We start from the raw sequence: 25,562 nt of genomic DNA on the forward strand, positions 1-25,562 counted from the left end.
ACACAAAACGCGTCACTCATCGCAAGCACCACGCAACGAGCCAGGCCACCTCGCCGAGGGGCGCCGGGGCCCGCCCCAGCCAGGGCCGGGCTCCGGCGTTCGTCGCACCGCGAAGCCTCAATCCCGCCGCACCGGCGGGACCCAACCATCCGCAACTGGAGTCATAAGATGAACAAGATCGCTCTGCTCGGCGCCCTGGCGCTCTCCGCCTGCGCATCCCTGGCACACGCCCAGGACACCCTGCGCATCGGTATCGAGGCTGCCTACCCGCCCTTCGCCTTCAAGACACCGGACGGCCAGATCAGCGGATTCGACTACGACATCGGCAATGCCCTGTGTGCCGAAATGCAGGTCAAGTGCGAGTGGGTCGAGCAGGCCTTCGACGGCCTCATCCCTTCGCTCAAGGTGCGCAAGGTCGACGCCGTGCTGTCCTCCATGTCGATCACCCCGGATCGCCTGAAGGCCGTGGACTTCACCAAGAAGTACTACCACACCCCCGGCAAGCTGGTGATGAAGGCCGGCACCGAGGTCAAGGACCCGCTGGTGGACCTCAAGGGCAAGCGGGTCGGCGTGCAGCGCGCGTCGACCTACGATCGCTACGCGAGCGACAAATTCGCGGACGCGGGCATCGAAGTGGTGCGCTACGGCTCGCAGAACGAAGCCTTCCTCGACCTGGCCTCCGGCCGCATCGATGCCTCCCTGGCCGACGTGGTGAACATCGGCGAGGGCTTCCTCAAGACGCCGGAAGGCAAGGATTTCGCCCTGGTCGGCCCCGACTTCAACGACCCCAAGTACTTCGGCAACGGAGCCGGCATCGCCGTGCGCAAGGGCGATAAGGCCACGGCCGAGAAGTTCAGCAACGCCATCGCCGCCCTCCGCGAGAACGGCAAGTACAAGGAGGTTCAGGACAAGTACTTCGCCTACGACATCTACGGCCAGTAAGAGCCTGCTCCGCAGGGGTGTCCGGCACGACCGGGTGCCCCTTTTTTCTGCCCAGACATCAGGTTTCCCATGCATCGGATCGAGCATTCACTTCCCTGGAGCACACCCGGAACGGAGCGCCGCCTGACCCTCTTCGCGTTCGGCCAGGGCCCGCGCAAGGCTTACATCCAGGCGGCGCTGCACGCCGACGAACTGCCCGGCATGCGGGTCGCGGCGGAGCTGCGCGGGCGCCTTGCCGAGCTCGAGGAGGCCGGGCGACTGCTGGGCCGCGTGGAACTGGTCCCCGTGGCCAACCCCATCGGGCTGGCCCAGGTCATACAGGGCACCCACCAGGGGCGCTTCGACTTCGCCAGCGGGCGCAACTTCAACCGCGACTTCCCCGACCTGGCTTCGCTCGTCATCCCCACCCTCGAGCGGCACCTCGGCCAGGACGCCGACCACAACGCCCGGCTGCTGCGTGAAGCCATGGCCGATGCGCTCGGGCAGCTCCCGCCGCCCGCGTCCCCCCTGGAGGGCTTGCAACGCCTGCTGCTGCGCCACGCCTGCACGGCCGACCTGGTGCTCGACCTGCACTGCGACTTCGAGTCGGTGCTGTTGCTGTACGCCCTGCCTCAGGTGTGGCCTGCGCTGCGCGGCCTGGCGGCGCACCTGCGCGCCCGGGTCGCCCTGCTGGCAGAAGACTCCGGCGGCTTCTCGTTCGACGAAGCCTGCGCCGGCCCCTGGCTGAAACTGGCGGCCGCCTTTCCCGGACACCCGATTCCCCAGGCGTGCGTGGCCGCGACACTGGAGCTGGGCGGCATGGCCGATACCGAGCCTGATCGCGCCAGGCACAGCGCCGAGGCCATCCTGGCCTTCCTGGCCCGGGAGGGCTTCATCGACGGCGAATGGCCCGAGGAGCCCGAGCAGGACTGCCTCGCCCTGCCCTTCGCCGGCGCCGAATATGCCTATGCCCCGCACACCGGCGTCGTCAGCTACCTGCAGCCGCTGGGAGCACGGGTTTGCCCGGGTGACCCGCTGTTCGAAGTCATCGACCCCCTTTCCGGCCAGCGAAGCGTGGTACGGGCGAGCACCACCGGCATCCTCTATGCGCGGGAACGCCTGCGCTTCGCCCAGCCCGGGCTCTGGCTGGCCAAGGTGGCCGGCGCCTCCCCCATCCGCAGCGGCCGCCTGCTGAGCGACTAGGGCTGCCTGGGATCCGCCGCCATCGGATACACTCGCCCACCCGCCCTCCAGACCGAACTCAGCGACCGCCATGACTCCAGCTCCGAACGATCTGACTGTCTACACCTCGCCGATGATGCGAAAGCTGGCATCGGCCTCGCCGGACCTGCAACCGTCGCTGCGCAAGGTGGCGGACTTCATCCTTCGCCACCCGCTCAAGGCGGCGACGCTGACCATCGAGGAGCTGGCGCAGGAAACCTCGACCTCGGCGGCGGCAGTCAATCGCCTGGCCCGCGCACTCAAGCTGCCCGGCTTCACCGCCCTGAAGGCCGCCCTGGTGAGCACGCTGCAGGACCTGGTCTCCCCCGTGGACAAGTTGCGCAACGAGCTGGCACAGCGCCCGGACGGCGCCTTCGGCCTGCATGAACAGATCCAGGTCGCCAGTGGCAACCTGGGGTCGGCGGCGAGCAGCAACAGCCCCAGCACCTTCGAGGCCTTCGTCGACTGCCTGACCCAGGCCCGCCGCATCTACATCCTCGGGTTCGGCAACAGCGCCTACATGGCCGGCCTGGCCGCGGCGAACCTGATGCCCTATTGCGCCGACGCGGTGGCCATCAGCATGGAAGGCGGCAACGAGAATGCGGCCTACCGCCTCGCGGCGATCACCGAGCACGACGTGCTGCTGGCCATCTCGCTGCCACGCTATTCGCTGGACACCATCCACCTCGCGCGTTTCGCCAACGAGCGAGGGGCGCGGGTACTGGCCATCACCGACTCGCCGGCATCCCCCCTGGTACGGCTGGCCGAGCAGGTGCTCTTCGCGCCCGCCGACCACCCGGTATTGATCAGCTCCAACACCGTGGTGCTGGCCCTGATCGAAAGCCTCGTCGCCGCCGTCATGACCCGCAACAAGGAAGCGGTGAAACTCGCCGCCGAGCTCACCGAGAGCGTGCTGTCCTACCTGCACGTGCAGGCCGAACAACCCCGCCCGCGCCGAGCGATCCGCAAGCGCAAGGAGTGATCGCGGCGCGCCGCGACCGGTCGCCCCTCGCACGGCCGGGCGGGCGATGCCCATGAAACCTGGGGTTTCCAGCACATATGGATTTCCGTATATTCGAAAATCCATATGCAATAGGAAGCTGCCGTGCTGACCCCGCCCGAGCTGTTCAAGTGCCTGGCCGACGAGACCCGCGCACGCGCCACATTGCTGATCACCGCCCACGGAGAGCTGTGCGTCTGCGAGCTGATGTGCGCGCTGGACGAAAGCCAGCCCAAGGTATCCCGTCACCTGGCCCTGCTGCGTAGCAGCGGCCTGTTGCTCGACCGCCGCCAGGGGCAATGGGTCTATTACCGGCTCAACCCGGCGCTGCCGGCCTGGGCCGCTGAGGTACTCGAGGCCACCCTGCAAGCCAATGCCGACTGGCTGGCGAGCAACACCGCCCGCCTTTGCGACATGGATGGACGCCCTGTCCGCACCTGCTGCTGACCCCGCCTGGAAGAGCCCCCATGCTGATTGCCGCTGCCGTTTTCCTGCTCACCCTGGTCCTGGTCATCTGGCAACCCAGGGGGCTTGGCGTTGGCTGGAGTGCTGCGCTGGGCGCCCTCCTCGCCCTCGTCGCCGGGGCGGTATCGCTGCAGGACATCCCCACCGTCTGGGCCATCGTGTGGAACGCCACCGCGACCTTCATCGCGGTCATCATCATCAGCCTGTTGCTCGACGAGGCCGGCTTCTTCGAGTGGGCCGCGCTGCACGTGGCCCGCTGGGCGGGTGGCAGCGGCCATCGCCTGTTCGCTTTCTGCGTATTGCTGGGCGCCGCCGTATCCGCACTGTTCGCCAACGACGGGGCTGCGCTGATCCTCACCCCCATCGTCATCTCGATGCTGCTGGCGCTGCGCTTCAGCGCCGCGACGACGCTGGCCTTCGTCATGGCGGCCGGGTTCATCGCCGATACCGCCAGCCTCCCCCTGGTGGTGTCGAACCTGGTGAACATCGTCTCGGCGGACTACTTCGGCCTGGGCTTCGCCGAGTACGCCTCGGTGATGGTGCCGGTCAACCTGGTCAGCGTCGCGGCGACACTGCTGGTCCTCTACCTGTTCTACCGCCGAGACATCCCGGGACGCTTCGCCCCCGAGGGCCTGAAGGCACCCGTCGAGGCGATCCGCGACCGTCCGACCTTCGTCGTCGGCTGGTGGGTGCTGCTGTTGCTGCTGGTGGGCCTGTTCGCCCTCGAGCCGCTGGGCATCCCCATCAGCGTGGTAGCGGCCATCTGCGCGGCCATCCTCTTCGCCGTGGCGGCCAGGGGACACGTCATTTCCACGCGCCGGGTGCTGCGGGAAGCCCCCTGGCAGGTCGTGGTCTTCTCGCTGGGCATGTACCTGGTGGTCTACGGCCTGAAGAACGCCGGCCTGACCGACGCCCTCACCCAGGTTCTGAACCGCCTCGCCGAGCAGGGCCCATGGGCCGCGGCCCTGGGCACCGGGCTGCTGTCGGCGGCCCTGTCATCGGTCATGAACAACATGCCCAGCGTGCTGATCGGCGCCCTCTCCATCCAGGCCAGCGAAGCCAGCGGCATCGTGCGCGAGGCGATGATCTACGCGAACGTCATCGGCTGCGACCTGGGCCCGAAGATCACCCCCATCGGCAGCCTGGCCACCCTGCTCTGGCTGCACGTACTGGAGCGCAAGGGCATCCGCATCACCTGGGGGTACTACTTCAGGGTCGGCATCCTGCTGACCTTGCCGGTCCTGTTGATCACTCTCTCGGCCCTGGCCCTGCGCCTGGCCATCTGAACGAATGGAGCACCGCATGCGAGTCCTCTTCATGTGCACGGCCAACAGCTGCCGCAGCATCCTTTCCGAAGCCCTGTTCAACCACCTGGCGCCCGAGGGTTTCGAGGCCGTCAGCGCCGGGAGCTTCCCCAAGGGCCAGGTGCTGCCACGCAGCCTCACGACCCTCCAGCAGGCCGGCATCGCCATCGACGGGCTGAGCAGCAAGGGCAACGATGCCTTCGAGAACGATCCGCCGGACATCGTCATCACCGTCTGCGACAAGGCGGCGGGTGAAGCCTGCCCGGTGTACTTCGGCCCGGCGCTGAAAACCCATTGGGGCCTGGAAGACCCCTCCGAGGTGCACGGTGACGAAGAGCAGGTGGCGGCCTTCCGGGCCACGCTGGCACGCATCGACGCGCGCTGCCGCGCCTTCTTCGCCTTGCCCTTCGGGCAACTGGGGCGCGAGGCGCTCAAGCGTGAGCTGGACAGGATCGGCACCCTTTGAGCGAGCGCGAGCGATGAAAGACCCCCTACCGAATCTCGATCCGACCCTGTTCGACGCACCACCACCGGCCCATGAGGCCAGCCTGCACAAGCCGCGCATCCTGCTGCTCTACGGCTCGACGAGGGAGCGTTCCTTCAGCCGCCTGCTGACCGAAGAAGCGGCGCGACTGCTGGAGCACTTCGGCGCGGAAACACGCCTGTTCAATCCCTCCGGCCTGCCGCTACCGGACGATGCGCCGGTGGAGCATCCCAAGGTCCAGGAGCTGCGTGACCTGATCCTCTGGTCGGAGGGCCAGGTGTGGTGTTCGCCCGAGCGTCACGGTGCGGTATCGGCCGTGTTCAAGGCCCAGATCGACTGGGTTCCCCTGGCCCTGGGTGCCATTCGGCCCACACAGGGCAAGACGCTGGCAGTGATGCAGGTCTGCGGCGGCTCGCAGTCGTTCAATGCCGTCAACCAGCTGCGCATCCTGGGTCGCTGGATGCGCATGTTCACCATCCCCAACCAGTCCTCGGTGCCGAAGGCCTACATGGAGTTCGACGACGCCGGCCGCATGAAGCCGTCCGCCTACTACGATCGCGTCGTCGATGTGATGGAGGAGCTGGTGCGGTTCACGCGGCTACTGAGGGATCATCCCGAGCTGGTGGATCGCTATTCGGAGCGCAAGGAGGCCGCGCAAGCGCTATCCGAACGGGTCGACCTGGGTTCGATCTGATCCTGCCGCCGGCGGCTCGAACCACTCCACCGCCTCCATCCGGACACCCCGCAGGCCCGCCGTCTGCAGGTGCGACGCATGCAGCGCCCCGGCGTAGTAGGCGATGAGGACGGAGCGGCGGCGCGTGCCGAGCAGGTTCAGGCTGCCCGCATGCACCAGGTCGACGTCGAACACGAGGATGTCCCCCGCTGTGCCGGAAAGCGGCACGGAGCGGGACTCGTCGCTGAAGTCGAACGGCATCTCGCCCGGCGCCGGTCGGTGGCTGGCGGGCACGATGCGGGTGGCGCCGTTGCCGGGGCCGTAGTCGTCGAGGAAGACCAGGGCGTTGGCGATGTCGCCCGGGCGGTACGTGGAGAGGTCACGGTGCAACGGCTGGTGGCCGCCGCCCGCCAGCGGCTCGCGGCCTTCCGCCTGGGCGAGGAAGAAGCGCTCGCCGATCAACTCGCCCACCACCGCCAGCAGCGACGGCAGGCGGCACACCGCCCGCACCCTCGGATCATGGTCCAGCAGCGAGTGGCGCCAGTCCCTGCCGCGCGGTACGGGCCATTGGTCCGAGGGCTTCACGCCGGCATCGAAGGTGGCGCGCAGCGCATCCAGCCACTCGGCGGGGACCGCCTGGCGCAGCAGTGCATAGCCGTCGCGATGGAGTTGTTCCGGATTGCTCATGGTGCTGTCGATGTCCTTATCGTGGGTATGTCCCGCAAGCCGCTGACCCTGCGATCAGGCGCCCTGGGCGCGCGGGCGGAACTTGACGAAGACCAGCTCGGGGTCGCCCTCGTCCAGGTTGTCGATATGGCCGCTGGGAACGAAGCCCAGCTTGGCGAGCAGGCCGCGCATCGGCGCGTTGGAGGCGTTGGTGGAGGTGAACATCTTGGCGCCGGTGCCCTGCCCCTCCAGCGCGCCGATCAGGGCGGAGGCGATGCCGCGACGCCGCGCCGACTCCCTCACCACCAGCCGCGGGATGAAGTCCTGCTCGAAGAAGGCGTCGTTGATCACCCCGTAGCCGAGCAGCGCCGATGCAGCGTCCGCCTCGGTGGCGACCCAGCACTGGCCGGCGGCCACGGCGGTGGCGATGAAGTGCCTACGGCCCTGTTCCGGGCAGGCGATGGGGTCCAGCGCGCAGAGGGCGGCGATGTCCCCATCCAGGGCGGGTCGTATGTGCGGTCGGTTGGCCATGTGTCGAGCGGAAGCCGTGGTTGCGGAGCCGCCAGTGTAAGCGCCGGCTCACTCTGTTCGCAGCAGTTGAATTCGTTTCGCCAGCTGTGCCAGCCGTCATCACTTCGGCGCCACCTTCTTCGGACGATGCCGCACCGCACAGGAGACCGGCGCGCAGCCAGCCTCTCTGCCCACAACGCCGCACACGGCTATGTTCGCTAACGAACAGACGACACGGACGCCGCCCGATAGGCTCGTCAACCTTCAAAATTGCCCTCGGGCAACACGCCGCTTCATCGAGCCATCTACCCCGGCTCACCGCCACCACGCCTGCTGCGCTCGATAGGCAGGCGCGTCGTGCAAGGGACCCATATGGATAGCATTCGTACCCGCGCCTGGCTGGCGCGCCTGCATTTTCGCTACGCACAGTGGCGTACCTCACGACGCAAATTCGAGTATGAGCCCATCCTCCGCGCGGAACTGTTCAGCAGCGAGCAGATGGCCGCATACGGCGCCTGGCTGGCCCAGCACCACCATGTAGGCCGGCATCCGGTCCGCGATACGTTGCTGGCACGCCTGGCGCAGAACGAGATCACCCTGACCAGCAGTTGCCTGGCCCTCAACAGCGCTCCCGGGCCGAACCAGAACGTCACACCGGCAGCGGAATGGCTGCTGGACAACTTCTACCTGGTCGAAGAGCACATCCGCACCGCCAAGAGCCATCTGCCAAGAGGCTACAGTCGTGAGCTGCCACGCCTGGCAAGCGGCCCGTCGGCGGGCCTGCCCAGGGTCTACGACATCGCGCTGGAAACCATCTCCCATGGGGATGGCCGGGTCGACGGCGAGAGCCTGAGCCGCTTCGTCGCGGCCTATCAGAGCGTCACGCCCCTGACCCTGGGCGAGCTATGGGCGATCCCCATAATGCTGCGCCTGGCGCTGATCGAGAACCTGCGGCGCGTCGCCTCGCGGGTGATGGTCAACTGGGACGAGCACATCCTGGCCAACGACTGGGCCGACCGCCTTATCGAAACCGCCGAACGGGACGCCAAGAGCGTGGTGCTGACAGTGGCGGACATGGCGCGCTCCGCCCCTCCGCTCACCGCGTCCTTCGTCGCTGAGCTGACAAGACGCCTGCAGGGGCAGAGCGCCGCACTGGTCCTGCCCATGACGTGGATCGAGCAGGCACTTGCCGAAGGAGGCCTCAGCATCGAGCGCCTGGTGCGCCTGGACGCCCAGCAGCAGGCTGCCGAGCAGGTCTCGATCGGCAACAGCATCGGCAGCCTGCGCCTGCTCTCGGCTACCGACTGGCGTGAATTCGTCGAAAACCTGAGCCAGGTCGAACAGGTGCTACGCACAGATCCGGCGGGCATCTACCCGCTCATGGACTTCGCCAGCCGCGACCGCTATCGACACGAGGTCGAACGCCTGGCCAGGACCTGTGCCCGCAGCGAAGAGGACGTCGCCGAAGCCGCTGTCCTGCTCAGCGTCGCCAACCCGGAGACGGCCCCGACCGGGCACGTGGGTTACTACCTGATCGACCATGGCCTCGCCGAACTGGAACGGAGCATCGCGGCGCGCATCCCAATGGCCCAGCGCTGGCAGCGCCTGCTGCGAAGCGCACCCCTGGCGTTCTTCCTGACGCCCGCCCTGCTCCTCACGCTGGCGTTTGCCTGGCCATTCATCGACGCCTCGCGGCGCGATGGCGTCCCGACCTACCTGCTGGTACCGCTCGCCATCGGCGCGCTGCTGATGACCAGCCGACTGGCCATCGGCCTGGTGAACTGGCTGGTGACCCTGACCGTCGTACCCAACCCCTTGCCACGCCTGGACTACAGCAAGGGCATCCCGAGGGATGCCTGCACCCTGGTCGTGATACCCACCTTGATCGCCCATGCCGGAGACGTCGAGGAACTGGCCGAAGGCCTGGAAGTCCGCTATCTCGCGAACCGGGACGGCAACCTGTACTTCGCGCTGCTCACTGATTTCCTGGACGCCCCCACCGAGGTGATCGACGCGGACGCTGGCCTGCTGGGCATGGCGCAGCTGCAGATCAAAGCGCTCAACGCGAAGTACCCGAACAGCGAGGGAGATCGTTTCTTCCTGCTCCACCGGCCACGGCAATGGAACCCGTCCGATCGGACCTGGATGGGGTATGAGCGAAAGCGCGGTAAGCTCGCGGAACTCAATGCGCTGCTCCGAGGACGAGGTCGGGAGCGCTTCGCGCTGATAGTCGGTGACATCGACGCGCTGCCGGCGGTCCGCTACGTAATCACCCTGGATACCGACACCCAGCTGCCACGCGATGTCGCCCGCCAGCTCGTCGGCGCCATGGAGCACCCGCTCAACCGTGCGACCTTCGACCCGCGCCTGGGACATATCAGCAGCGGCTACGCCATTCTCCAGCCACGCATCGGCATCAGCCTGCCGAGCACGGCAAGGTCGGCCTATGCCCGCCTTTTCGGCAGCGATGCCGGTGTGGACCCTTACACGCGTGTCGTGTCGGATGTCTACCAGGACCTGTTCCAGCACGGCTCCTTCATTGGCAAAGGCATCTATTGCATCGATGCGTTCGAGCAAGCCCTTGAAGGTTGCTTCCCGGAAAACTGCATCCTCAGCCACGACCTGATCGAAGGATGCTACGCGCGCTCAGGCCTGCTCAGTGACGTGCAACTCTACGAAGAGCACCCCGCCCGCTACAGCGCCGACGTCAAGCGCCGTCACCGCTGGATTCGCGGTGACTGGCAACTGCTGCCCTGGGCGCTGCCCTGGACGCCCTGCCCCGAAGGCGGCACCGAACGCAACCGCCTGAGCGTCCTCGCACGCTGGAAGATCCTCGACAACCTGCGGCGCAGCCTGGAGCAGGTGGCGCTCCTGGGCATGCTCGCCTGGGGCTGGCTGGTGTCCTCCCAGCCCTACATCTGGACCTCTGCACTGGTACTGCTGGTGCTCGCCCAACCGCTGCTGAACACATTGCTGGAGCTACTGCGCAAAACCCCCGAGATTCCGCTTCGCGAACACCTGTCGGCGGCCTTTCGAACCTCCGGCATGCACTTCACCCGTGCACTGCTGAACCTAGCATGGCTGCCTCACGAAGCGCTCTATAGCCTCGATGCGATCATCCGGACCCTGTGGCGCATGGTGGTCAGCAGGAGGCACCTGCTGGAGTGGAACGCCTCCCGGGAGGTGGAGCGAAGCACCGGCAACGCGTTCCTCGGCCTTTATCGCAGCCTGTGGATCGCCCCACTGCTGGCGCTGTCGTTGCTGGCTCTGCTGCTGCCCAACCCCGACGTGCTGGTACTGGCCAGCCCCTTCCTGACCATCTGGCTGGTCAGCCCGGCCCTGGCCTGGTGGCTCAGTCGCCCCGCGGCGATCGCACATTTCTCCTGCTCCACCGACGACCTGCGTTTCCTGCATGTGCTGGCGCGCAAGACCTGGGCCTTCTTCGAGCAATATGTCGGCCCGGAGGACAACTGGTTGCCACCGGACAATATCCAGGAGCAGCCACGTGCCGCCATCGCTCATCGGACCTCACCCACCAACATGGGCATGGCGCTGCTATCCCATCTGGCCGCCCATGACTTCGGCTACCTGAGCGGTGGCTGCCTCCTGGATCGCCTGGAGCGGATGCTGGCCAGCATGGCCGGGCTGGAGCGCCATCGCGGCCACTTCTACAACTGGTACGACACCCGCACCCTCCAGCCCTTGCCGCCGCGCTACGTTTCCACCGTCGACAGCGGCAACCTTGCCGGACTGCTGCTGACCCTGCGTCCCGGTCTCATGGCACTGGCTGATGAACGACTGCTGGATCGGCGCGTGGCCGGTGGCCTGATGGACGGCATCGACACCGTTCTCGACGCGCTCCTCGCAACCGACCTTGATACCCGTGCGCTGATCGATCTGCGCGGCGAGGCCGAGGCGATGAGCGTGCAGAGCGGACTCGCGGACATTCCCCGGATGATCGGGCTGCTGCAGAGAACGGCAGATACCACCCGCCTCCTGTCACCAGGGGACACGACGGACGCAGCATTCTGGATCGACCAGTTGCATGGGCAGTGCATGGACCAGCAGCAGGAGCTGCAGCGTTTCCAGCTGCCGGAGCCCCTCCAGGCGAGCGATGCGGAACACAGCACCTGGCGCCGGATGGCCCAACTGGACGCCCGCCTCTGGAGCCCCGAACACCAGGACAGGGTGCAGGCGGTGCGCACGCTCGCCGCCGGGCGTGTGCAGGCCCTGGAGCGGCTTGCGGAAATGGCGGCCGCACTGGCGGACATGGATTTCACCTTCCTCTACGACACACGCCGAGACCTTTTCGTGATCGGCTACAACGTCGATGAACGTCGGCTCGACACCGCCTTCTATGACCTGCTCGCTTCCGAGATGCGCCTGACCAACTTCGTCGTCATCGCCCAGGGCCAGTTGCCGCAAGAGGGTTGGTTCACCCTTGGCCGGCTGCTCACCAGCAATGGTGGAGTACCGGTGCTTCTGTCCTGGTCCGGCTCGATGTTCGAGTACCTGATGCCCCTGCTGGTGATGCCCGGCTACGAAGGCACGCTGCTCGACCAGAGCTGCCGCGCGGCGGTGGCCAGGCAGATCGAACATGGCAATCAGAACGGCATTCCCTGGGGGGTTTCCGAATCGGGCTACAACACCCTCGACGCACAGTTCAACTACCAGTACCGCGCCTTCGGGGTACCGGGGCTGGGCCTCAAGCGCGGCCTCGGCGAAGACAGGGTGGTAGCCCCCTACGCCAGTGTCCTGGCCCTGATGGTGGCGCCCGAAGCCGCCTGCCGTAACCTCCAGCGCCTGGCATCGCTGGGCCTCGCGGGCCGCTTCGGACTCTATGAGGCGGTGGACTTCACAGAGGCGCGCCTGCCCCGTGGGCAGTCCTCGGCCATCGTCCGCTCCTTCATGGCCCACCACCAGGGCATGAGCCTGCTGGCACTCACCTGCCTGCTACTCGACCGCCCGATGCAGCGCCGCTTCGAGTCCGTGCCGCAGTTCCAGGCCACCCTGCTTCTGCTGCAGGAGCGTGTCCCCAAGAGCGCGGTCCAGTACATCCACGCCACCAACGCGCCGGCTGACGAAGCCACGCGCCAAAACGAAACCAAGCTGCGCGTCTACGCTGATCCAGGCCGCAAACGCCCCGCCGTGCAGCTGCTCTCCAACGGTCGCTACCACGTGATGCTGAGCAACGCCGGTGGCGGTTACAGCAAACGGCGCGACCTGGCGATCACCCGCTGGCAGGAAGACTTCACCCGGGATGGCTACGGCATGTTCTGCTACCTGCGGGATGTCGCCAGCGGCGCCTACTGGTCGGCTGCGCACCAGCCGACCCTGCGCCACCCGGAATTCCATGAAGCCATCTTCACCGACGCACGAGCTGAATTCCGTGTTCGCGAATGCGACTTCGACAGCCACATGGAGATCGTCGTATCCCCGGAGGACGACATCGAGCTCAGGCGCCTGCACCTCACCAACCGCAGCCGCACGAGACGGAGCCTGGAGCTGACCAGCTATAGCGAGGTGGTGCTGGCACCTGCACTCAGTGACGCGATGCACCCGGCCTTCAGCAACCTCTTCGTGCAGACCGAGCTGCTGCGTCCGCTACAGGCCATCGTCTGCACCCGCCGCCCCCGCGCCAGCGACGAGGCGGTGCCCTGGATGTGCCACCTCCTGGCAGCGCACGGCGTGGACATCGACAGCATTTCCTACGAGACGGACCGCGCCCGTTTCATCGGCAGGGGACGCACGGTGGTAGCTCCGGCGGCCCTGGCCGAAGGCACGGAACAGCTCTCCGGCACCGCCGGCCCGGTACTGGACCCCATCGTGGCCATCCGCTGCCGCATCACCCTGGACCCCAACCAGACAGCCACCATCGACCTGGTGACCGGCATCGCGGACAGTCGCGAAGACTGCCTGCACCTGATCGAGAAATACCGCGACCGCCATCTGGCCGATCGCGTCTTCGACCTCGCCTGGACCCACAGCCAGGTGCTGTTGCGCCAGCTCAACGCGACAATGGCGGATGCCCGCCTGTTCGAGCAGATGGCGGCTGGCATCCTCTATGCGAATGCCGCACTGCGCACCGACCAGGCGACGCTGGTTGCCAACCGGCGCAACCAGTCAGGGCTATGGGGTCAAGGCATATCCGGCGACCTACCTATCGTTCTGCTGCAGATCGCCGCTCCTGCCAGCATCGAACTGGCCAGGCAGATGGTGCAGGCCCACACCTACTGGCGGCAGAAAGGCCTGGCGGTGGATCTCGTGATCTGGAACGAGGACCAGGCCGGCTACCGCCAGCACCTTCAGGACCTGATCATGGGGCTGGTCACCTCCGGCAGCGAGGCCAACCTGGTGGACCGCCCCGGCGGTATCTTCGTGCGCCCTGCACAACAGCTCTCAGGCGAGGACCGAACCCTGATCCTCGCCGTGGCACGCCTGGTGATCAACGACAGCAAGGGCAGCCTCGCCGAGCAGGTCCAAAGGCGCCGGGCCGAACCATCGCTGGGCCGCTTCGAGCCATCCGCCGCAGCCCCGCAACCACGTGCACTGCCGCAAGACCTGCCGCGCCCACCGCAACGGGTGCTGACCAACGCTTACGGCGGCTTCAGTGCCGACGGATGCGAATACATCATCGACGTGCAACGCGACCGCCCCACCCCGGCGCCCTGGGTCAACGTACTGGCGAACCCGAAGCTCGGTAGCGTCGTCTCCGAAAGCGGCAGCGCATACACCTGGGGTGAGAACGCCCACGAATACCGGCTCACGCCCTGGCACAACGACCCGGTCAGCGACCCCAGCGGCGAAGCCCTCTACCTGCGCGACGAAGACAGCGGTCACTACTGGTCGCCAACCCCCCTGCCCTGCCCGGGCCGCGGCGCATATCGAATTCGCCACGGCTTCGGCTACAGCGTCTTCGAGCACGAGGAGAACGGCATCAACACCGAGCTGTGGGTCTACGTCGCCCTGGAGGCACCGATCAAGTTCTCCCGGCTCAAGGTACGCAACAGCTCCGGCCGGCCCCGCCGGCTTACGGTGACCAGCTACGTGGAATGGGTGCTCGGCGACCTGCGCAGCAGATCGGCCATGCACCTGGTCACCGAAGCTGACCCCTTCAGCGGTGCGCTGCTAGCGCGCAACGCCTACTCCATCGACTTCTCCAGCCGAGTGGCCTTCCTCGACACCGATGCCGAGAACCCGGGATTCACCGGCGACCGCACCGAGTTCATCGGACGCAACGGCAACCTGGCATCGCCGGCCGCGTTGGAACGTGGACGCCTGTCCGGCCGCACCGGCGCAGGCATGGACCCTTGTGGCGCATTCCAGGTGCCCTTGGTACTGGACGAGGGTGAAAGCCGCGAGATCGTCTTTCGGCTGGGCTTCGAGAACGATGCCAAGGCGGCCAACCTTCTGCTGCTCAAGCATCGGGGCACCCTGGCCGCCATCAGTGAACTGGACAAGGTGCGCAGGTACTGGCGGGACACCCTGGGCGCCGTCCGTATCGAGACGCCCGATCCATCCATCGACTTCATGGCCAACGGCTGGCTGATGTACCAGGTCATCGCCAGCCGCTTCATGGCACGCAGCGGCTACTACCAGTCTGGCGGTGCCATCGGCTTCCGCGACCAGCTGCAGGACTGCATGGCGATGGTCCATGCCGACCCGGGCTCCGCGCGCCGTCACCTGCTGCTCTGCGCCGCGCACCAGTTTCCCGAAGGCGACGTGCAGCACTGGTGGCATCCACCGCAGAACAGGGGCGTGCGCACGGGCTGCTCGGACGATTTCCTCTGGCTGCCGCTGGCCACAAGCCGCTATGTCCAGGTCACCGGGGACGTCACTGTGCTGCACGAAAAGGTCGGCTATATCGAAGGTCGTCGGCTGAACGCGGGCGAAGAGTCCTACTACGATCTGCCGGGCCACTCGCCTCTGGAGGAAAGCCTGTACCAGCACTGCGTGCGAGCCATAGAGAACAGCCTGCCGCGCGGTGAACGCGGACTGCCCCTGATGGGTTGCGGTGACTGGAACGACGGCATGAACCGGGTGGGCGAGCAGGGACAGGGGGAAAGCGTTTGGCTGGGCTTCTTCGGCCATGAAGTCCTGCTGCGATTTGCCGAGATGGCCCACCTGCAAGATGACACCTCGTTCGCCCAACGCTGTACCGAACAGGCGCAACTGCTGAGTGCCAGCCTGGAAGAACATGGCTGGGACGGAGGCTGGTATCGACGTGCCTATTTCGACAACGGACAAGCGCTGGGATCGTTCCGCAACGAGGAGTGCCGGATCGACTCCATCGCCCAGAGCTGGGCGGTGCTTTCCGGCGTCGCGCCGGACGACCGTGCCCGCCGCGCCATGGCCGCACTGGACGAGCATCTGGTTCGCCGAGATATCGGCATCGTGCTACTGCTGGACCCACCGTTCGATCACAGCTCGCTGGACCCCGGCTACATCAAGGGCTATGTGCCAGGCGTCAGGGAAAACGGCGGCCAGTACTCGCATGCCGCCGTCTGGGCAAGCATGGCCTTCGCCCGGCTCGGCGACAGCAAGCGGGCCTGGGAGCTGCTGCACATGATCAACCCGGCCGGCCAGCACGGCACCGCGCGGATCGAAACCTACAAGGTGGAGCCCTACGTAATGGCGGCGGACGTCTACGGCGCTGCGCCCCATGCAGGCCGTGGTGGCTGGAGCTGGTACACGGGTTCGGCCGGGTGGATGTACCGCTTGATCGTCGAGTCCCTGCTGGGCCTGCAGCGCAACGGCACCACACTGCGCATCCAGCCGCTGCTGCCCGCGCATTGGCCGGGCTATACCCTGCACTACCGATTCGGAGCAACGCGTTATCGGATCGAGGTCCGTCCGGCCGGCAGCGGCAGCGGTTCACTGAGCCTGGATGGGCAGGTGCAGGCCGATGCGACCCTGGTGCTACGGGACGACGGCGGCGAGCACCAGGTCGTGGCGCTGTACCGAGCAGCCTCGGCAAGCCTTGAGCAGGCCTGACCGGGGCGGAGCTCAGGGGGCCGGCGGCCCCACGAAAGGCACGATGCAGGGCTCGGGAGGGTGCTTCCGGGCGACTGCGGGGGGATCGGATGGGTCCGGGAAGGAATAGCGCTCGGCGCGTGAATAGATAGGCCGTTGCGGAGCCCGCTCTGCCGCGATCTCAGGATGGGAAAAGAGGATATCGAGCAGGGGATCGTTGTGGCATGGAATCTTCATGGGGCCCTCGAAGGCAACCCGGCTCTGCAGGATCTTGTTCCGGGGCCTTGAGCTTAGCCAGGCTCGCATGCGACTTCGGTGCGTTGGCGCGCTTAACGGGCAACCCGGCGTCGCAGGCAGGCGCTGTCGAAATCATCCAGCACATGGGACGCGTGGATCAGGTCCCTGCCGGAGGCGTACAACGACGCATGGCGCCGCTGCCCCGAGCAGGGGGCCAACAGGTGGATGATGGTCGGGGTGTCGTCCGGGACGCTCTCGCGCCGTATCAACCGGATCACATTGCCGCTTTCCCGGTCGATGACGAAGTAGAAAGGAAGCCGCATGCCCTGTAGCCCACGGCCGCTCATGGCTGCGGCCCCTGGTGTAACGGCTCGCCCGCAGGCCCATGGATATCCCTCTCGTCGGTTTCCAGACAACGCCTGAGCAGCAACTGTCCTGCGGTGACCTGAAGCGGGAAGCGCCTTGCCACAGGCTTGCCGGGCCGACGGACCAGATTGGGATCGGAATGTCTTTTCATCTCTACCTCACAAGGCTTCGCAGGTGCGCTCGCTCCTGGCGAGCATCGCAGATGCTCCCGTCGGCCTCGGTGCGTTAGGGCGCTTAGGGCCGATATAAGTGCTCCAACGCACCGACACCCATGGGCGAAGTCTGCAATTGTACGGACTACCCTCAACCCAGACCCGGGAAGCACCATGACCGTTTCGATTGCAAGTGCCACGCCCCCACCGGGCCACATACCCGAAACCGCTCAGGAACGGGCGATACGTGCACGACGGACCCAAGAACTGCAGCAGTTCCTGATCGCCATCGACGCCATCATCAGAAAACGCTGCGAGCTTTCCCCGGAAGAACGCAGCAGCGCTGCGAGTGAACTGCAGGCCCGTTACGAAGCGGCACGCAACGCCATGGATGCGTTGCAGGCATCACTCGCCCGCCGCGCCATCCGCACCCTGCAGCCGAGAGCCTGTCAGACGACCGGTGCGGAGCTCCTGAAGGCCTGCAGGCCGGAGCGACGCTACGAGTAGAGTCCCCACGCCCACGGTACCGACCTGTCTCGCCCCATCCGGATCGTTTCCCACGTTCAAATGAACGCTCCGCCACCACGGCGGACGGAGGGATTCATGCACACGCCAGAGGAAGACCGCATGGACGCGCTCGAATCGAACCCCGTCGATCCGCCGGAACGGCGCAAATCGACACAGGACAAACGCCAGTTCCTTGAAGCACTGCGCGCCGAAATCGCCCTGTACGACAGGCAGCTGTCCTTGCCCCTGGATACTCCCGGCAAGCCTGACAGGCGCTAGCCTGTCGCCCCCTCACTGAGGCCTTGCCATGAACGGTTTCTTGCCAAGGCGCAGCGGCATGCCGCTGTAGGTGGGCAACTCAATGCCGGCCCGGTGGCCATCCGTAGCCAGCCAGAGCTCCCCCCCTTTCCTCAACTTGAGATCCAGCTGAATCTGCTTGACCAGGGCGTCAAGCTGGTCAGCATCGGCCAATGCACCGGCGGCAACTACTCTCAGGTAGCGATTGCCCGCCCGCTCGAGGCACACCACCAGGCTACCGCCCGGTCGCGCGCTCATCGTCACACTGTGTTCGGGAAAGGAGTTGGCGAGATAGGTGGTAATAGGTTTCATGGGCCCCCCTGGGAGCGACGGATCTGTCCGCAGCCCCGTAGGTTGCACGAGCCATCCCCTGGCGTCTGTACGCCAGCGCACCCATGGAGACCAGGAAGGCACCGTACGTGGACGCGTAAGTGGAGTAGTGTGGGCCACCTGGGGCCTCCACTTCCCCCTAGGCGACCACTATGACCCGCATACCCAAGCCCCAGCAGAACCACCTGCTGTCCGCATTGCCGGACGACGCGCGCAAGCGTCTGCAGCCCCACCTTGAGCTCGTCGAGTTCCCGCTTGGCAAGGTGCTCTACGAATCAGGCGACGCCATGCGCCATGTGTTCTTCCCCATCGACGCCATCGTTTCCCTGCTCTACGTCATGGAGAACGGCGCATCGGCAGAGATCTCGGTGGCAGGCAACGAAGGGATGATCGGTATCGCAGTGTTCATGGGCGGCGAAAGCACGCCCAGCCGCGCCATCGTGCAGAGCGCCGGCTACGCCTACCGGTTGCCGGGGCAACGTCTGAAGGACGAATGCAACCGCCATGGCGAGATGCTGCAACTGATGCTGCGCTACACCCAGGCGCTGATCACCCAGATGGCCCAGACCGCCGTCTGCAACCGCCATCATTCCATCGACCAGCAGCTGTGCCGCTGGCTGCTGCTGTCGCTGGACCGGCTGTCCGGAAACTCGCTGAACATGACCCAGGAACTGATCGCCAATATGCTCGGGGTGCGTCGCGAAGGCGTTACCGAGGCTGCTGGAAATCTGCAACGCCAGGGCGTGATCGAATACAGCCGTGGCCACATCAGGGTGCTGGACAGGGCCAGGCTCGAAGCGTTGAGCTGCGAGTGCTACGCGGTGGTGCGCAAAGAGACCGAGCGTCTCCTGCCCTACCTGCCTTCCCAGGACACTGCCTGAACGGTAGTGATCAAGCCTCGCCCCCCCACCGCCACCAGAATCCCGACTCGATTAGCAACGTGAGCCCCGTAACGCCAGCCGAGGAGCGCGCAGGGTAATCTGCGCCGATATCCACCCCGCCATCCACCACAGGGCAGACCAGGGACGAAATGAGATTCTCCGATGAGGTTGCGGCCGCCTTTCCGGCCGCCAATCCGATGCCCAGCCTGTTGCGCCAGGCCATCGAACGGATGGAAGCGCACGGCTGCGTCCGTACGCTCCGCAGCGGTACCCGCTACATGACCCTGCACCCGGAGCCCGAATTCAGCGACATCTCCACCACCTCCATCCACGTACCGGACCCGACCGACACCCGCGCCTGGACCAACAGCGACGCCCCGGCGGTGAACGAGCGGCTGGTGATCTTCCTCAGGACGGGCGGAGACGGCTCCTGGGCAGGCCTCTGGCTGGACGATGCCGGCGAGCAGCGCATCGTCCACCTGGGCTCGGGCTCCGGCTCGGTGATGCTCTGCGTGCTGACACAGACCATCGAAGACCTGCTGCGCCTGCTCGCCATCGGCTACGACGAACTCTGCTGGCCGGAGCAGTTCGGTGTGACGCCCCAGCAGATCAAGGACGCCGACTACGAAGACGCCGACTACCCGCCGCCCCCACGCCTGTTCCGCGAGCACGTCGAGCGCACGCTGGGACTGAGCATCCCCGTGCGCGCGAAGGAGATCGTGCACAGCACCGCGAGCATGGACGACGATGAATCGAGCGACCCCTTCTGGAACTGGCTGAAGCGGGTTCGAGGGGATTGATCACACCACCATGGCAAAGGAATTGCGGATGGACAGGTTTAAACGGAAGCGCCTGGCAGCCTGTGCTGTGTTGCTGGGCCTGCTTTCACCGGTGGCGCTAGGAGATACCGAGGAAAGCGTGGCGGCATACGTTCGCCTTCAGGAACAACGCATCGCCGAGGAGATCGAGAACATCCCGTCACTGGTGGAGCGATACGCCAGCACCCTCGGCTGCAGCTATGCGATGGCCCCCAAGAACGTCGTGCCCTACACCCTCGACCGGAGGGCTCACGTGGCGCTGTATGCCTTGGACCTGGGGTGCAGTGGCGGCTCGCAGATGCAGGCAACGCAGATAGCGGTCGTGGTCTATGGGAGCTACGACAAGCTCTATATCAGCCCTGAGCATTCCCGAATCGCGAATAGGCCCCCAAGAATCGTCGAGCGGCTTTATCTGGAGGACGGCGCACTGCGCTACGAAGGCAGGAAACTCAGAGGCGAAGATGCGCTGTGCTGCCCGAGCGGGATCGTTCGCGGCACGCTGAAATTCGATGGGAGCATGTGGACGTTCGTGAACGACGCCGAGCCTCGATAGGACCGCTCCGAATAGGCCCGCTGCCCAGTCTCGAATGCCCACCGCAGCGACTCCCGATCGCAGGAACCCCGTAACCGCCCCCCGACCTGGCCCGCCAAAGCGGGCCAGGCCTCCCCCTCAGAAGGTCAACGACCCGAGCCCCATGCCCGGGTCACTGAAGCCTGGGCGGCCGTCTTCCATGCGCCCGCTGAAGCGGCGCAGGAAGCCCTCCACGCCTTGCGCGCGGACGCTGAAGTCGTACCAGTTGCCGCTGCTGCGCAGCGAGTAGCGCACTTCCCTGCGCTGGCCCGGCGGGACGGTGAGGGTCTGGCTTTCGCCACGGAAGTAGAGGTTGTCCTTGATCGTCAGCTTCAGCGGCTGGCGGCCACGGTTGATCAGTTGCACTTGCAGCCTGCCGAGCAGCGGCTGGTAGTCGACGCGCACTTCCGGCAGCGGTGCCTTGCGGTCCGCCGCGTCGCGGCGCAGGTTGCCGCGGAACACGCGCAGGAAGCCGTTCGGGCCGTGCACTTCCAGGTGGTAGTCGCCGCTGGCGTTGCCCGGGAAGCTGTCGTGCAGGCGGCGGTGCGCGCCGACGGTGTAGCGCTTGGGCGCGCTGACGCTGTCCAGCAGGTTGAACACCTGGAACACCGCACCCGCCTTGCCGGTGTTGGCGAAGGTGAGGCTGAGGGCTTCCTCGCCTGCGCGGTAGCGCGCGTGCACGCCCAGTTCATAAGGCAACGCCCGGGCGCGGCGGATGCCCATTTCCTGCACGGGCATGGCGGCCACGGCCGGCGGCTTGGGTTTCGGCAGCTTGATCTGGCTGGCGACGATGGCGTCGGCCTGGCTGGTGTCCGGCAGCCCCGGGAACGATCCGTTGGGGTTGGCGAAATCGAACGCCGAGGTCAGGTCGCCGCACACGGCGCGGCGCCAGGGGCTGATGTTGGGCTCCATGACGCCGAAGCGCTGTTCGAGCAGGCGGATCACCGAGGTGTGGTCGAACACCTGGGAGTTGACCCAGCCACCCTTGCTCCAGGGCGAGATCACGTACATGGGCACGCGCGGGCCGAGGCCGTAGGGCTGGTTGCGGTAGCGGGTGTCGCCCTGGGTGTGCCATTCGAGGGTGGCGTCGGCGGTGGTCTTGCCGTGCAGCGTGCCGTCGGCATTCAGGCTCGGCGCGGCAGGGGGTGCCATGTGGTCGAAGAAGCCGTCGTTCTCGTCGAACATCACCAGCAGTGCGGTCTTGCTCCACACCTCGGGGTTGGCGGTGAGCGCATCCAGCACCCAGGCGGTGTACTCGGCGCCCCAGATCGGGCTCGACGGGCCGGGGTGCTCGGAGTACTTGGCCGGCGCCACGATCCACGACACCTGCGGCAGGGTGTTGGCGAGCACGTCGCGCTTCAGCGCATCGAGCTTCCAGGTGCTCAGGCCGTTGACGATCAGGGGCGAATCCGGCGCGGCCGCGCGGTACTGGCGGAAGCCGATCAGCGGGTTGTCGGAGAAGTTGTCCGCCATGTCCTGGTACACGCGCCAGCTGATGCCGGCGGCCTGCAGGCGTTCCGGGTAGGTGGTCCAGGTGTAGCCCTGCTCCACCGGGCCTTCGCTGTCGTGGTCGTTGGTGGTCACCGGGCCGCCGTGCTGGCCGAGCGGGTCGTTGGTGCCGGTCCAGAGGAACAGGCGGTTGGGGTTGGTGCCGCCCTGGAACGAGCAGTGGTAGGCATCGCAGACGGTGAAGGCATTGGCCAGGGCGAACTGGAAGGCGATGTCCTGTTCCTTGTAGTAGCCCAGGGAGCGCTCGGTCTTGGCCGGCAGCCACTTGTCCATGCGCCCTTCGTTCCAGGCCTGCTGGGCGTCGGGCCAGGTGTGCGGGGTGCCGTCCACGCGCTGGGCGCTGGTGGTGAGGGTGTCGAAGTGGTACGGCAGGACCTCGCCCTTGCTGCCCTTCTGGTGCCACACGCGCTGGCCGTCGGGCAGCGGAATGGCCATGCGGTCGCCGAAGCCGCGCACGCCCTTGAGGGTGCCGAAGTAATGGTCGAACGAACGGTTCTCCTGCATCAGGATCACCACGTGCTCGATGTCCTTGAGGTTGCCGTGGCGGCGGTGCGCGGGGATCGCCAGCGCCGCCTGGATGCTGGCCGGCAGCAGGCTGCTGGCGACGGTGGCACCGACCGTGCCGGCCGCCAGCTGGATGAAGCTTCTTCTGCTTTTCGAAATCATCGGGGAACTCACCAGGTCGTATGAGTGGCAAAAGGCTGCTGAGCGCTTCCATGACGCTGGCAGCGAGATGTTCGAACACAGGCGACGCTAGTAATGGAAAAAGACGCTTTGGTTTCAACACGCCTTGCAACAACAATTCATGCCAACCCGATCACGCTTCCAGGCCATGTTTTTGGTCTAGGCCAGCTTTCGCTTGACAGACCCGGCCGATTGGTAAGGCCCAGGATAGAGCGGTTGCTGACATCGCCGTGCCAGTACGCGCCGTCGATTCCGAGTGGTACAGACCAACCCTCGGATAAGCGCGTGGCCACCGCTCGGTGTGGCGGCGGTCGCAGGGGGACGCCGCCGCCCCCATCCACCATCGGTGCCCGGCCGGGCACCGATCGGTGGAGGAAAAAAGCGACCTCCACCCTACGCGGAGCAACGCATCCTGCGCCGGCCCGGCATCGCGCCGTAGGGCCTGGCTGCGCTCGGAACCAACCTGGGGCTCATCGCCATGCCCCGGGTGCACCGTGTAATGCAAAACGGGACGCATGGCGTCCCGTTGGTTGGCTGCTCGCCTGGGCTCAGGCCAGTTCGCGGCGCAGTTGCCGTGCCGCAGCGACCATGTTGACCAGGGCCGCTTCGGTCTCCGGCCAGGCGCGGGTCTTGAGGCCGCAGTCCGGGTTGACCCAGAGCCGCTCGACCGGCACGCGCCGGGCGGCCTTGCGCAGCAACTTGATGATCTCGTCCGTGGTGGGCACGCGCGGCGAGTGGATGTCGTAGACGCCCGGGCCGATCTCGTTCGGGTAGGCGAATGCCTCGAAGGCATCCAGCAATTCCATGTCCGAGCGCGAGGTCTCGATGGTGATCACGTCCGCGTCCATGGCGGCGATGGATTCGATCACGTCGTTGAACTCGCTGTAGCACATGTGGGTGTGGATCTGCGTCTCGTCGCGCACGCCGCTGGCGGTGAGACGGAAGGCCTCGGTCGCCCAGTCCAGGTAGTGCTGCCACTGCGACTTGCGCAGCGGCAGGCCCTCGCGGAAAGCAGCTTCGTCGATCTGCACCACCTTGATGCCGGCGGCCTCCAGGTCGACCACCTCGTCGCGGATCGCCAGGGCCAGCTGGCGGGCCTGTACCTCGCGGCTCACGTCCTCGCGGGGGAAGGACCACATCAGCATGGTCACCGGGCCGGTCAGCATGCCCTTCATCACCTTCTGCGTCAGGCCCTGGGCGTAGCGGATCCACTCCACGGTCATCGGCTTCGGACGGCTGAGGTCGCCGACTATCACCGCCGGCTTCACGCAGCGGGAGCCGTAGCTCTGCACCCAGCCGAAGCGGGTGAAGGCGTAGCCGTCCAGCTGTTCGGCGAAGTACTCGACCATGTCGTTGCGCTCGGCCTCGCCGTGCACCAGCACGTCCAGCCCCAGCCTCTCCTGCACTTCCACCGCGTGGCGGATCTCGCTGTGCATGGCCTCGGTGTACTCGGCCAGGGACAGCTTGCCCTGCTTGTACGACTGGCGTGCCAGGCGGATGGCGGAGGTCTGCGGGAAGGAGCCGATGGTGGTGGTCGGGAAAGCCGGCAGATCCAGCAGCGTGCGCTGCTGGGCGATGCGCTTGGCGAAGCGCGAGGCACGCCGGGCATCGTCCGGGCGCAGGGCGGCGACGCGGGCCTGCACGGCGGGCTTGTGGATGCGCGGCGAAGCGGCGCGGCTGGCCTGTACCAGGCGGCTGGCTTCGCGGGCGGCGAGCACCTCGGGCGCTTCCGGCTCATCCAGGGCACGGGCCAGCACGGCGACCTCACCGCACTTCTGCACGGCGAAGGCCAGCCAGCTCTTCAGTTCGGCATCCAGCTTGTCTTCACGCTCCAGGTCCACCGGGCTGTGCAGCAGCGAGCAGGACGGCGCGACCCAGAGGCGATCGCCCAGGCGCTCGTGGGCGTGCTGCAGCACCTCCAGGGCCTTCTCCAGGTCACAGCGCCAGACGTTGCGGCCGTTGACCACGCCCAGGGAGAGGATCTTGTACGCCGGCAGGCGGTCGAGGATGGTCGGGTACTGCTCGGGAGCGCGCACCAGGTCGATGTGCAGGCCATCCACCGGCAGGCCGGCGGCCAGGCCGAGGTTGTCTTCCAGGCCGCCGAAGTAGGTGGCGACCAGTTTCTTCAGCGGCTCGCGCTGCAGCAGGTTGTAGACGCGCTCGAAGGCGTTCTTCCAGTCCTGGGGCAGGTCCAGCACCAGGATCGGCTCGTCGATCTGCACCCACTCCACGCCCTTGGCGGCAAGGCGCTGGAAGATCTGGCCGTAAAGCGGCAACAGGCGCTCGACCAGTTCCAGCTTGTCGAAATCCCCGCCCTTGGCCTTGCCCAGCCACAGGTAGCTCAGCGGGCCGATCACCACGGGCTTGACCTCGTGGCCCAGCCCCCTGGCTTCGTCCACTTCCTCGAACAGCTGCTCCCAGCTCAGCTCGAACTGTTGGTCGGCGGTGAACTCGGGGACCAGGTAGTGGTAGTTGGTGTCGAACCACTTGGTCATCTCCTGCGCATGGGCGCCGCCGCAGCAGCTCTCGCCATGGCCAGTGGCCACGGAACCACGCGCCATGGCGAACAGGGTGTGCAGGCTGGGCTTGGCGTCGCCGTGACGGAAACGCTCGGGGATGACGCCGAAGGTCAGCGAGTGGGTCAGTACCTGGTCGTACCAGGCGAAGTCGCCCACCGGCAGCAGTGCGATGCCGGCGTCCTTCTGCAGCTGCCAGTGCGCCGCGCGCAGTTCGCGGCCAACGGCGCGCAGGCCGGCCTCATCCAGTTCGCCCTTCCAGAAGGCTTCCTGGGCTTTCTTCAGCTCGCGGTCGCGACCGATCCGTGGGAAGCCAAGCGTGTGTGCCAAGGCCATGGGTGTTCCTCCATCGAAAATGTATGGGGGAATTCTCGGTGCATGGCACACATGAGACAAACTCAATTAATTCTTCATGAACTCAAGTTTCACTCATGTTGTTTCGTGGCGGGAAAACCACCTATCCAAGGTGCAGCCCTG

Annotated in this window: 19 protein-coding genes; 13 read left to right on the top strand and 6 right to left on the bottom strand. The window is 66.4% G+C overall.

Annotation, left to right across the window (positions count from 1 at the left end):
* Positions 1-168: 168 nt before the first annotated feature.
* From ACYJSS_RS20315 to arsH, 7 genes are all read left to right on the top strand, one after another.
* Entirely contained in the window at positions 169-942 is a 774-nt protein-coding gene (locus ACYJSS_RS20315) for an ABC transporter substrate-binding protein (protein ID WP_111260263.1), read from the top strand.
* Between the two features lie 69 nt (positions 943-1,011).
* The gene (locus ACYJSS_RS20320; protein WP_111260262.1) at positions 1,012-2,124 is read left to right on the top strand and encodes a succinylglutamate desuccinylase/aspartoacylase family protein; all 1,113 of its coding nucleotides are present in this window, start codon (positions 1,012-1,014) and stop codon (positions 2,122-2,124) included.
* 70 nt (positions 2,125-2,194) lie between these two features.
* On the top strand, positions 2,195-3,124 hold the full coding sequence (locus ACYJSS_RS20325; protein WP_111260261.1) for a MurR/RpiR family transcriptional regulator: 930 nt from the start codon (positions 2,195-2,197) through the stop codon (positions 3,122-3,124).
* A 123-nt stretch (positions 3,125-3,247) separates the two neighbouring features.
* Positions 3,248-3,589, top strand: coding sequence for a metalloregulator ArsR/SmtB family transcription factor (locus tag ACYJSS_RS20330; protein WP_111260260.1), 342 nt, complete (start codon positions 3,248-3,250; stop codon positions 3,587-3,589).
* A 20-nt stretch (positions 3,590-3,609) separates the two neighbouring features.
* Complete coding sequence (locus ACYJSS_RS20335) at positions 3,610-4,893, top strand: arsenic transporter (RefSeq protein WP_111260259.1); 1,284 nt, start codon at positions 3,610-3,612, stop codon at positions 4,891-4,893.
* Positions 4,894-4,909: 16 nt separating this feature from the next.
* The gene (locus tag ACYJSS_RS20340) at positions 4,910-5,377 is read left to right on the top strand and encodes an arsenate reductase ArsC (protein WP_111260258.1); all 468 of its coding nucleotides are present in this window, start codon (positions 4,910-4,912) and stop codon (positions 5,375-5,377) included.
* A 13-nt stretch (positions 5,378-5,390) separates the two neighbouring features.
* Positions 5,391-6,089: an arsenical resistance protein ArsH gene (gene arsH / locus ACYJSS_RS20345; RefSeq protein WP_111260257.1), complete on the top strand. Its 699-nt coding sequence runs from the start codon at positions 5,391-5,393 to the stop codon at positions 6,087-6,089.
* Here the strand turns inward: arsH and ACYJSS_RS20350 are convergent.
* Positions 6,057-6,755, bottom strand: a complete 699-nt coding sequence (locus ACYJSS_RS20350; RefSeq protein WP_111260256.1) for a phytanoyl-CoA dioxygenase family protein — start codon at positions 6,753-6,755, stop codon at positions 6,057-6,059. The genes arsH and ACYJSS_RS20350 overlap by 33 nt on opposite strands.
* 54 nt (positions 6,756-6,809) lie before the next feature.
* Entirely contained in the window at positions 6,810-7,265 is a 456-nt protein-coding gene (locus ACYJSS_RS20355) for a GNAT family N-acetyltransferase (protein ID WP_111260255.1), read from the bottom strand.
* Positions 7,266-7,616: 351 nt separating this feature from the next.
* Between ACYJSS_RS20355 and ACYJSS_RS20360 the strand changes: the two genes are divergently transcribed.
* On the top strand, positions 7,617-16,238 hold the full coding sequence (locus ACYJSS_RS20360; RefSeq protein ID WP_111260254.1) for a glycoside hydrolase family 94 protein: 8,622 nt from the start codon (positions 7,617-7,619) through the stop codon (positions 16,236-16,238).
* 308 nt (positions 16,239-16,546) lie between these two features.
* Here the strand turns inward: ACYJSS_RS20360 and ACYJSS_RS20365 are convergent, their stop codons facing one another.
* Positions 16,547-16,777: a hypothetical protein gene (locus tag ACYJSS_RS20365; protein WP_236205542.1), complete on the bottom strand. Its 231-nt coding sequence runs from the start codon at positions 16,775-16,777 to the stop codon at positions 16,547-16,549.
* Between the two features lie 369 nt (positions 16,778-17,146).
* On the opposite strand from ACYJSS_RS20365, the gene ACYJSS_RS20370 reads away from it, so the two are divergent.
* Together ACYJSS_RS20370 and ACYJSS_RS20375 are read left to right on the top strand one after the other, a co-directional pair.
* Entirely contained in the window at positions 17,147-17,479 is a 333-nt protein-coding gene (locus ACYJSS_RS20370; protein WP_111260252.1) for a hypothetical protein, read from the top strand.
* A gap of 120 nt (positions 17,480-17,599) precedes the next feature.
* Positions 17,600-17,758 (top strand): hypothetical protein, encoded by a 159-nt coding sequence (locus ACYJSS_RS20375; RefSeq protein WP_158545581.1) that lies wholly within the window; start codon positions 17,600-17,602, stop codon positions 17,756-17,758.
* Positions 17,759-17,770: 12 nt separating this feature from the next.
* Here ACYJSS_RS20375 and ACYJSS_RS20380 read toward each other — a convergent pair whose 3' ends face one another.
* Positions 17,771-18,088, bottom strand: coding sequence for a DUF3509 domain-containing protein (locus ACYJSS_RS20380; RefSeq protein WP_111260250.1), 318 nt, complete (start codon positions 18,086-18,088; stop codon positions 17,771-17,773).
* A gap of 170 nt (positions 18,089-18,258) precedes the next feature.
* On the opposite strand from ACYJSS_RS20380, the gene ACYJSS_RS20385 reads away from it, so the two are divergent.
* The 3 genes from ACYJSS_RS20385 to ACYJSS_RS20395 all read left to right on the top strand — a co-directional run bounded on the left by ACYJSS_RS20385 (position 18,259) and on the right by ACYJSS_RS20395 (position 20,358).
* On the top strand, positions 18,259-18,987 hold the full coding sequence (locus ACYJSS_RS20385; RefSeq protein WP_021220183.1) for a Crp/Fnr family transcriptional regulator: 729 nt from the start codon (positions 18,259-18,261) through the stop codon (positions 18,985-18,987).
* Positions 18,988-19,184: 197 nt separating this feature from the next.
* Positions 19,185-19,787 (top strand): hypothetical protein, encoded by a 603-nt coding sequence (locus tag ACYJSS_RS20390; protein WP_111260249.1) that lies wholly within the window; start codon positions 19,185-19,187, stop codon positions 19,785-19,787.
* Positions 19,788-19,815: 28 nt separating this feature from the next.
* Positions 19,816-20,358, top strand: coding sequence for a hypothetical protein (locus tag ACYJSS_RS20395; protein ID WP_236205541.1), 543 nt, complete (start codon positions 19,816-19,818; stop codon positions 20,356-20,358).
* A gap of 117 nt (positions 20,359-20,475) precedes the next feature.
* Here the strand turns inward: ACYJSS_RS20395 and ACYJSS_RS20400 are convergent, their stop codons facing one another.
* Positions 20,476-22,551 carry a phosphocholine-specific phospholipase C gene (locus ACYJSS_RS20400; RefSeq protein ID WP_111260247.1) on the bottom strand — a complete coding sequence of 692 codons (2,076 nt, stop codon included), beginning with the start codon at positions 22,549-22,551 and terminating at the stop codon, positions 20,476-20,478.
* Positions 22,552-23,117: 566 nt separating this feature from the next.
* Entirely contained in the window at positions 23,118-25,421 is a 2,304-nt protein-coding gene (gene metE, locus ACYJSS_RS20405) for a 5-methyltetrahydropteroyltriglutamate--homocysteine S-methyltransferase (RefSeq protein WP_236205540.1), read from the bottom strand.
* Between the last annotated feature and the right edge of the window lie 141 nt (positions 25,422-25,562).

The organism is Pseudomonas sp. No.21 (genome assembly GCF_054558415.1).

What these genes read in the sequence shown, in the direction of transcription:
- ACYJSS_RS20315 (WP_111260263.1), top strand. Translation starts at nt 169, where the DNA reads ATGAACAAGATCGCTCTGCTCGGCGCCCTGGCGCTCTCCGCCTGCGCA.
- ACYJSS_RS20320 (WP_111260262.1), top strand. Translation starts at nt 1,012, where the DNA reads ATGCATCGGATCGAGCATTCACTTCCCTGGAGCACACCCGGAACGGAG.
- ACYJSS_RS20325 (WP_111260261.1), top strand. Translation starts at nt 2,195, where the DNA reads ATGACTCCAGCTCCGAACGATCTGACTGTCTACACCTCGCCGATGATG.
- ACYJSS_RS20335 (WP_111260259.1), top strand. Translation starts at nt 3,610, where the DNA reads ATGCTGATTGCCGCTGCCGTTTTCCTGCTCACCCTGGTCCTGGTCATC.
- ACYJSS_RS20340 (WP_111260258.1), top strand. Translation starts at nt 4,910, where the DNA reads ATGCGAGTCCTCTTCATGTGCACGGCCAACAGCTGCCGCAGCATCCTT.
- arsH (WP_111260257.1), top strand. Translation starts at nt 5,391, where the DNA reads ATGAAAGACCCCCTACCGAATCTCGATCCGACCCTGTTCGACGCACCA.
- ACYJSS_RS20350 (WP_111260256.1), bottom strand. Translation starts at nt 6,755, where the DNA reads ATGAGCAATCCGGAACAACTCCATCGCGACGGCTATGCACTGCTGCGC.
- ACYJSS_RS20355 (WP_111260255.1), bottom strand. Translation starts at nt 7,265, where the DNA reads ATGGCCAACCGACCGCACATACGACCCGCCCTGGATGGGGACATCGCC.
- ACYJSS_RS20360 (WP_111260254.1), top strand. Translation starts at nt 7,617, where the DNA reads ATGGATAGCATTCGTACCCGCGCCTGGCTGGCGCGCCTGCATTTTCGC.
- ACYJSS_RS20365 (WP_236205542.1), bottom strand. Translation starts at nt 16,777, where the DNA reads ATGCGGCTTCCTTTCTACTTCGTCATCGACCGGGAAAGCGGCAATGTG.
- ACYJSS_RS20370 (WP_111260252.1), top strand. Translation starts at nt 17,147, where the DNA reads ATGACCGTTTCGATTGCAAGTGCCACGCCCCCACCGGGCCACATACCC.
- ACYJSS_RS20375 (WP_158545581.1), top strand. Translation starts at nt 17,600, where the DNA reads ATGGACGCGCTCGAATCGAACCCCGTCGATCCGCCGGAACGGCGCAAA.
- ACYJSS_RS20380 (WP_111260250.1), bottom strand. Translation starts at nt 18,088, where the DNA reads ATGAAACCTATTACCACCTATCTCGCCAACTCCTTTCCCGAACACAGT.
- ACYJSS_RS20385 (WP_021220183.1), top strand. Translation starts at nt 18,259, where the DNA reads ATGACCCGCATACCCAAGCCCCAGCAGAACCACCTGCTGTCCGCATTG.
- ACYJSS_RS20390 (WP_111260249.1), top strand. Translation starts at nt 19,185, where the DNA reads ATGCCCAGCCTGTTGCGCCAGGCCATCGAACGGATGGAAGCGCACGGC.
- ACYJSS_RS20395 (WP_236205541.1), top strand. Translation starts at nt 19,816, where the DNA reads ATGGACAGGTTTAAACGGAAGCGCCTGGCAGCCTGTGCTGTGTTGCTG.
- ACYJSS_RS20400 (WP_111260247.1), bottom strand. Translation starts at nt 22,551, where the DNA reads ATGATTTCGAAAAGCAGAAGAAGCTTCATCCAGCTGGCGGCCGGCACG.
- metE (WP_236205540.1), bottom strand. Translation starts at nt 25,421, where the DNA reads ATGGCCTTGGCACACACGCTTGGCTTCCCACGGATCGGTCGCGACCGC.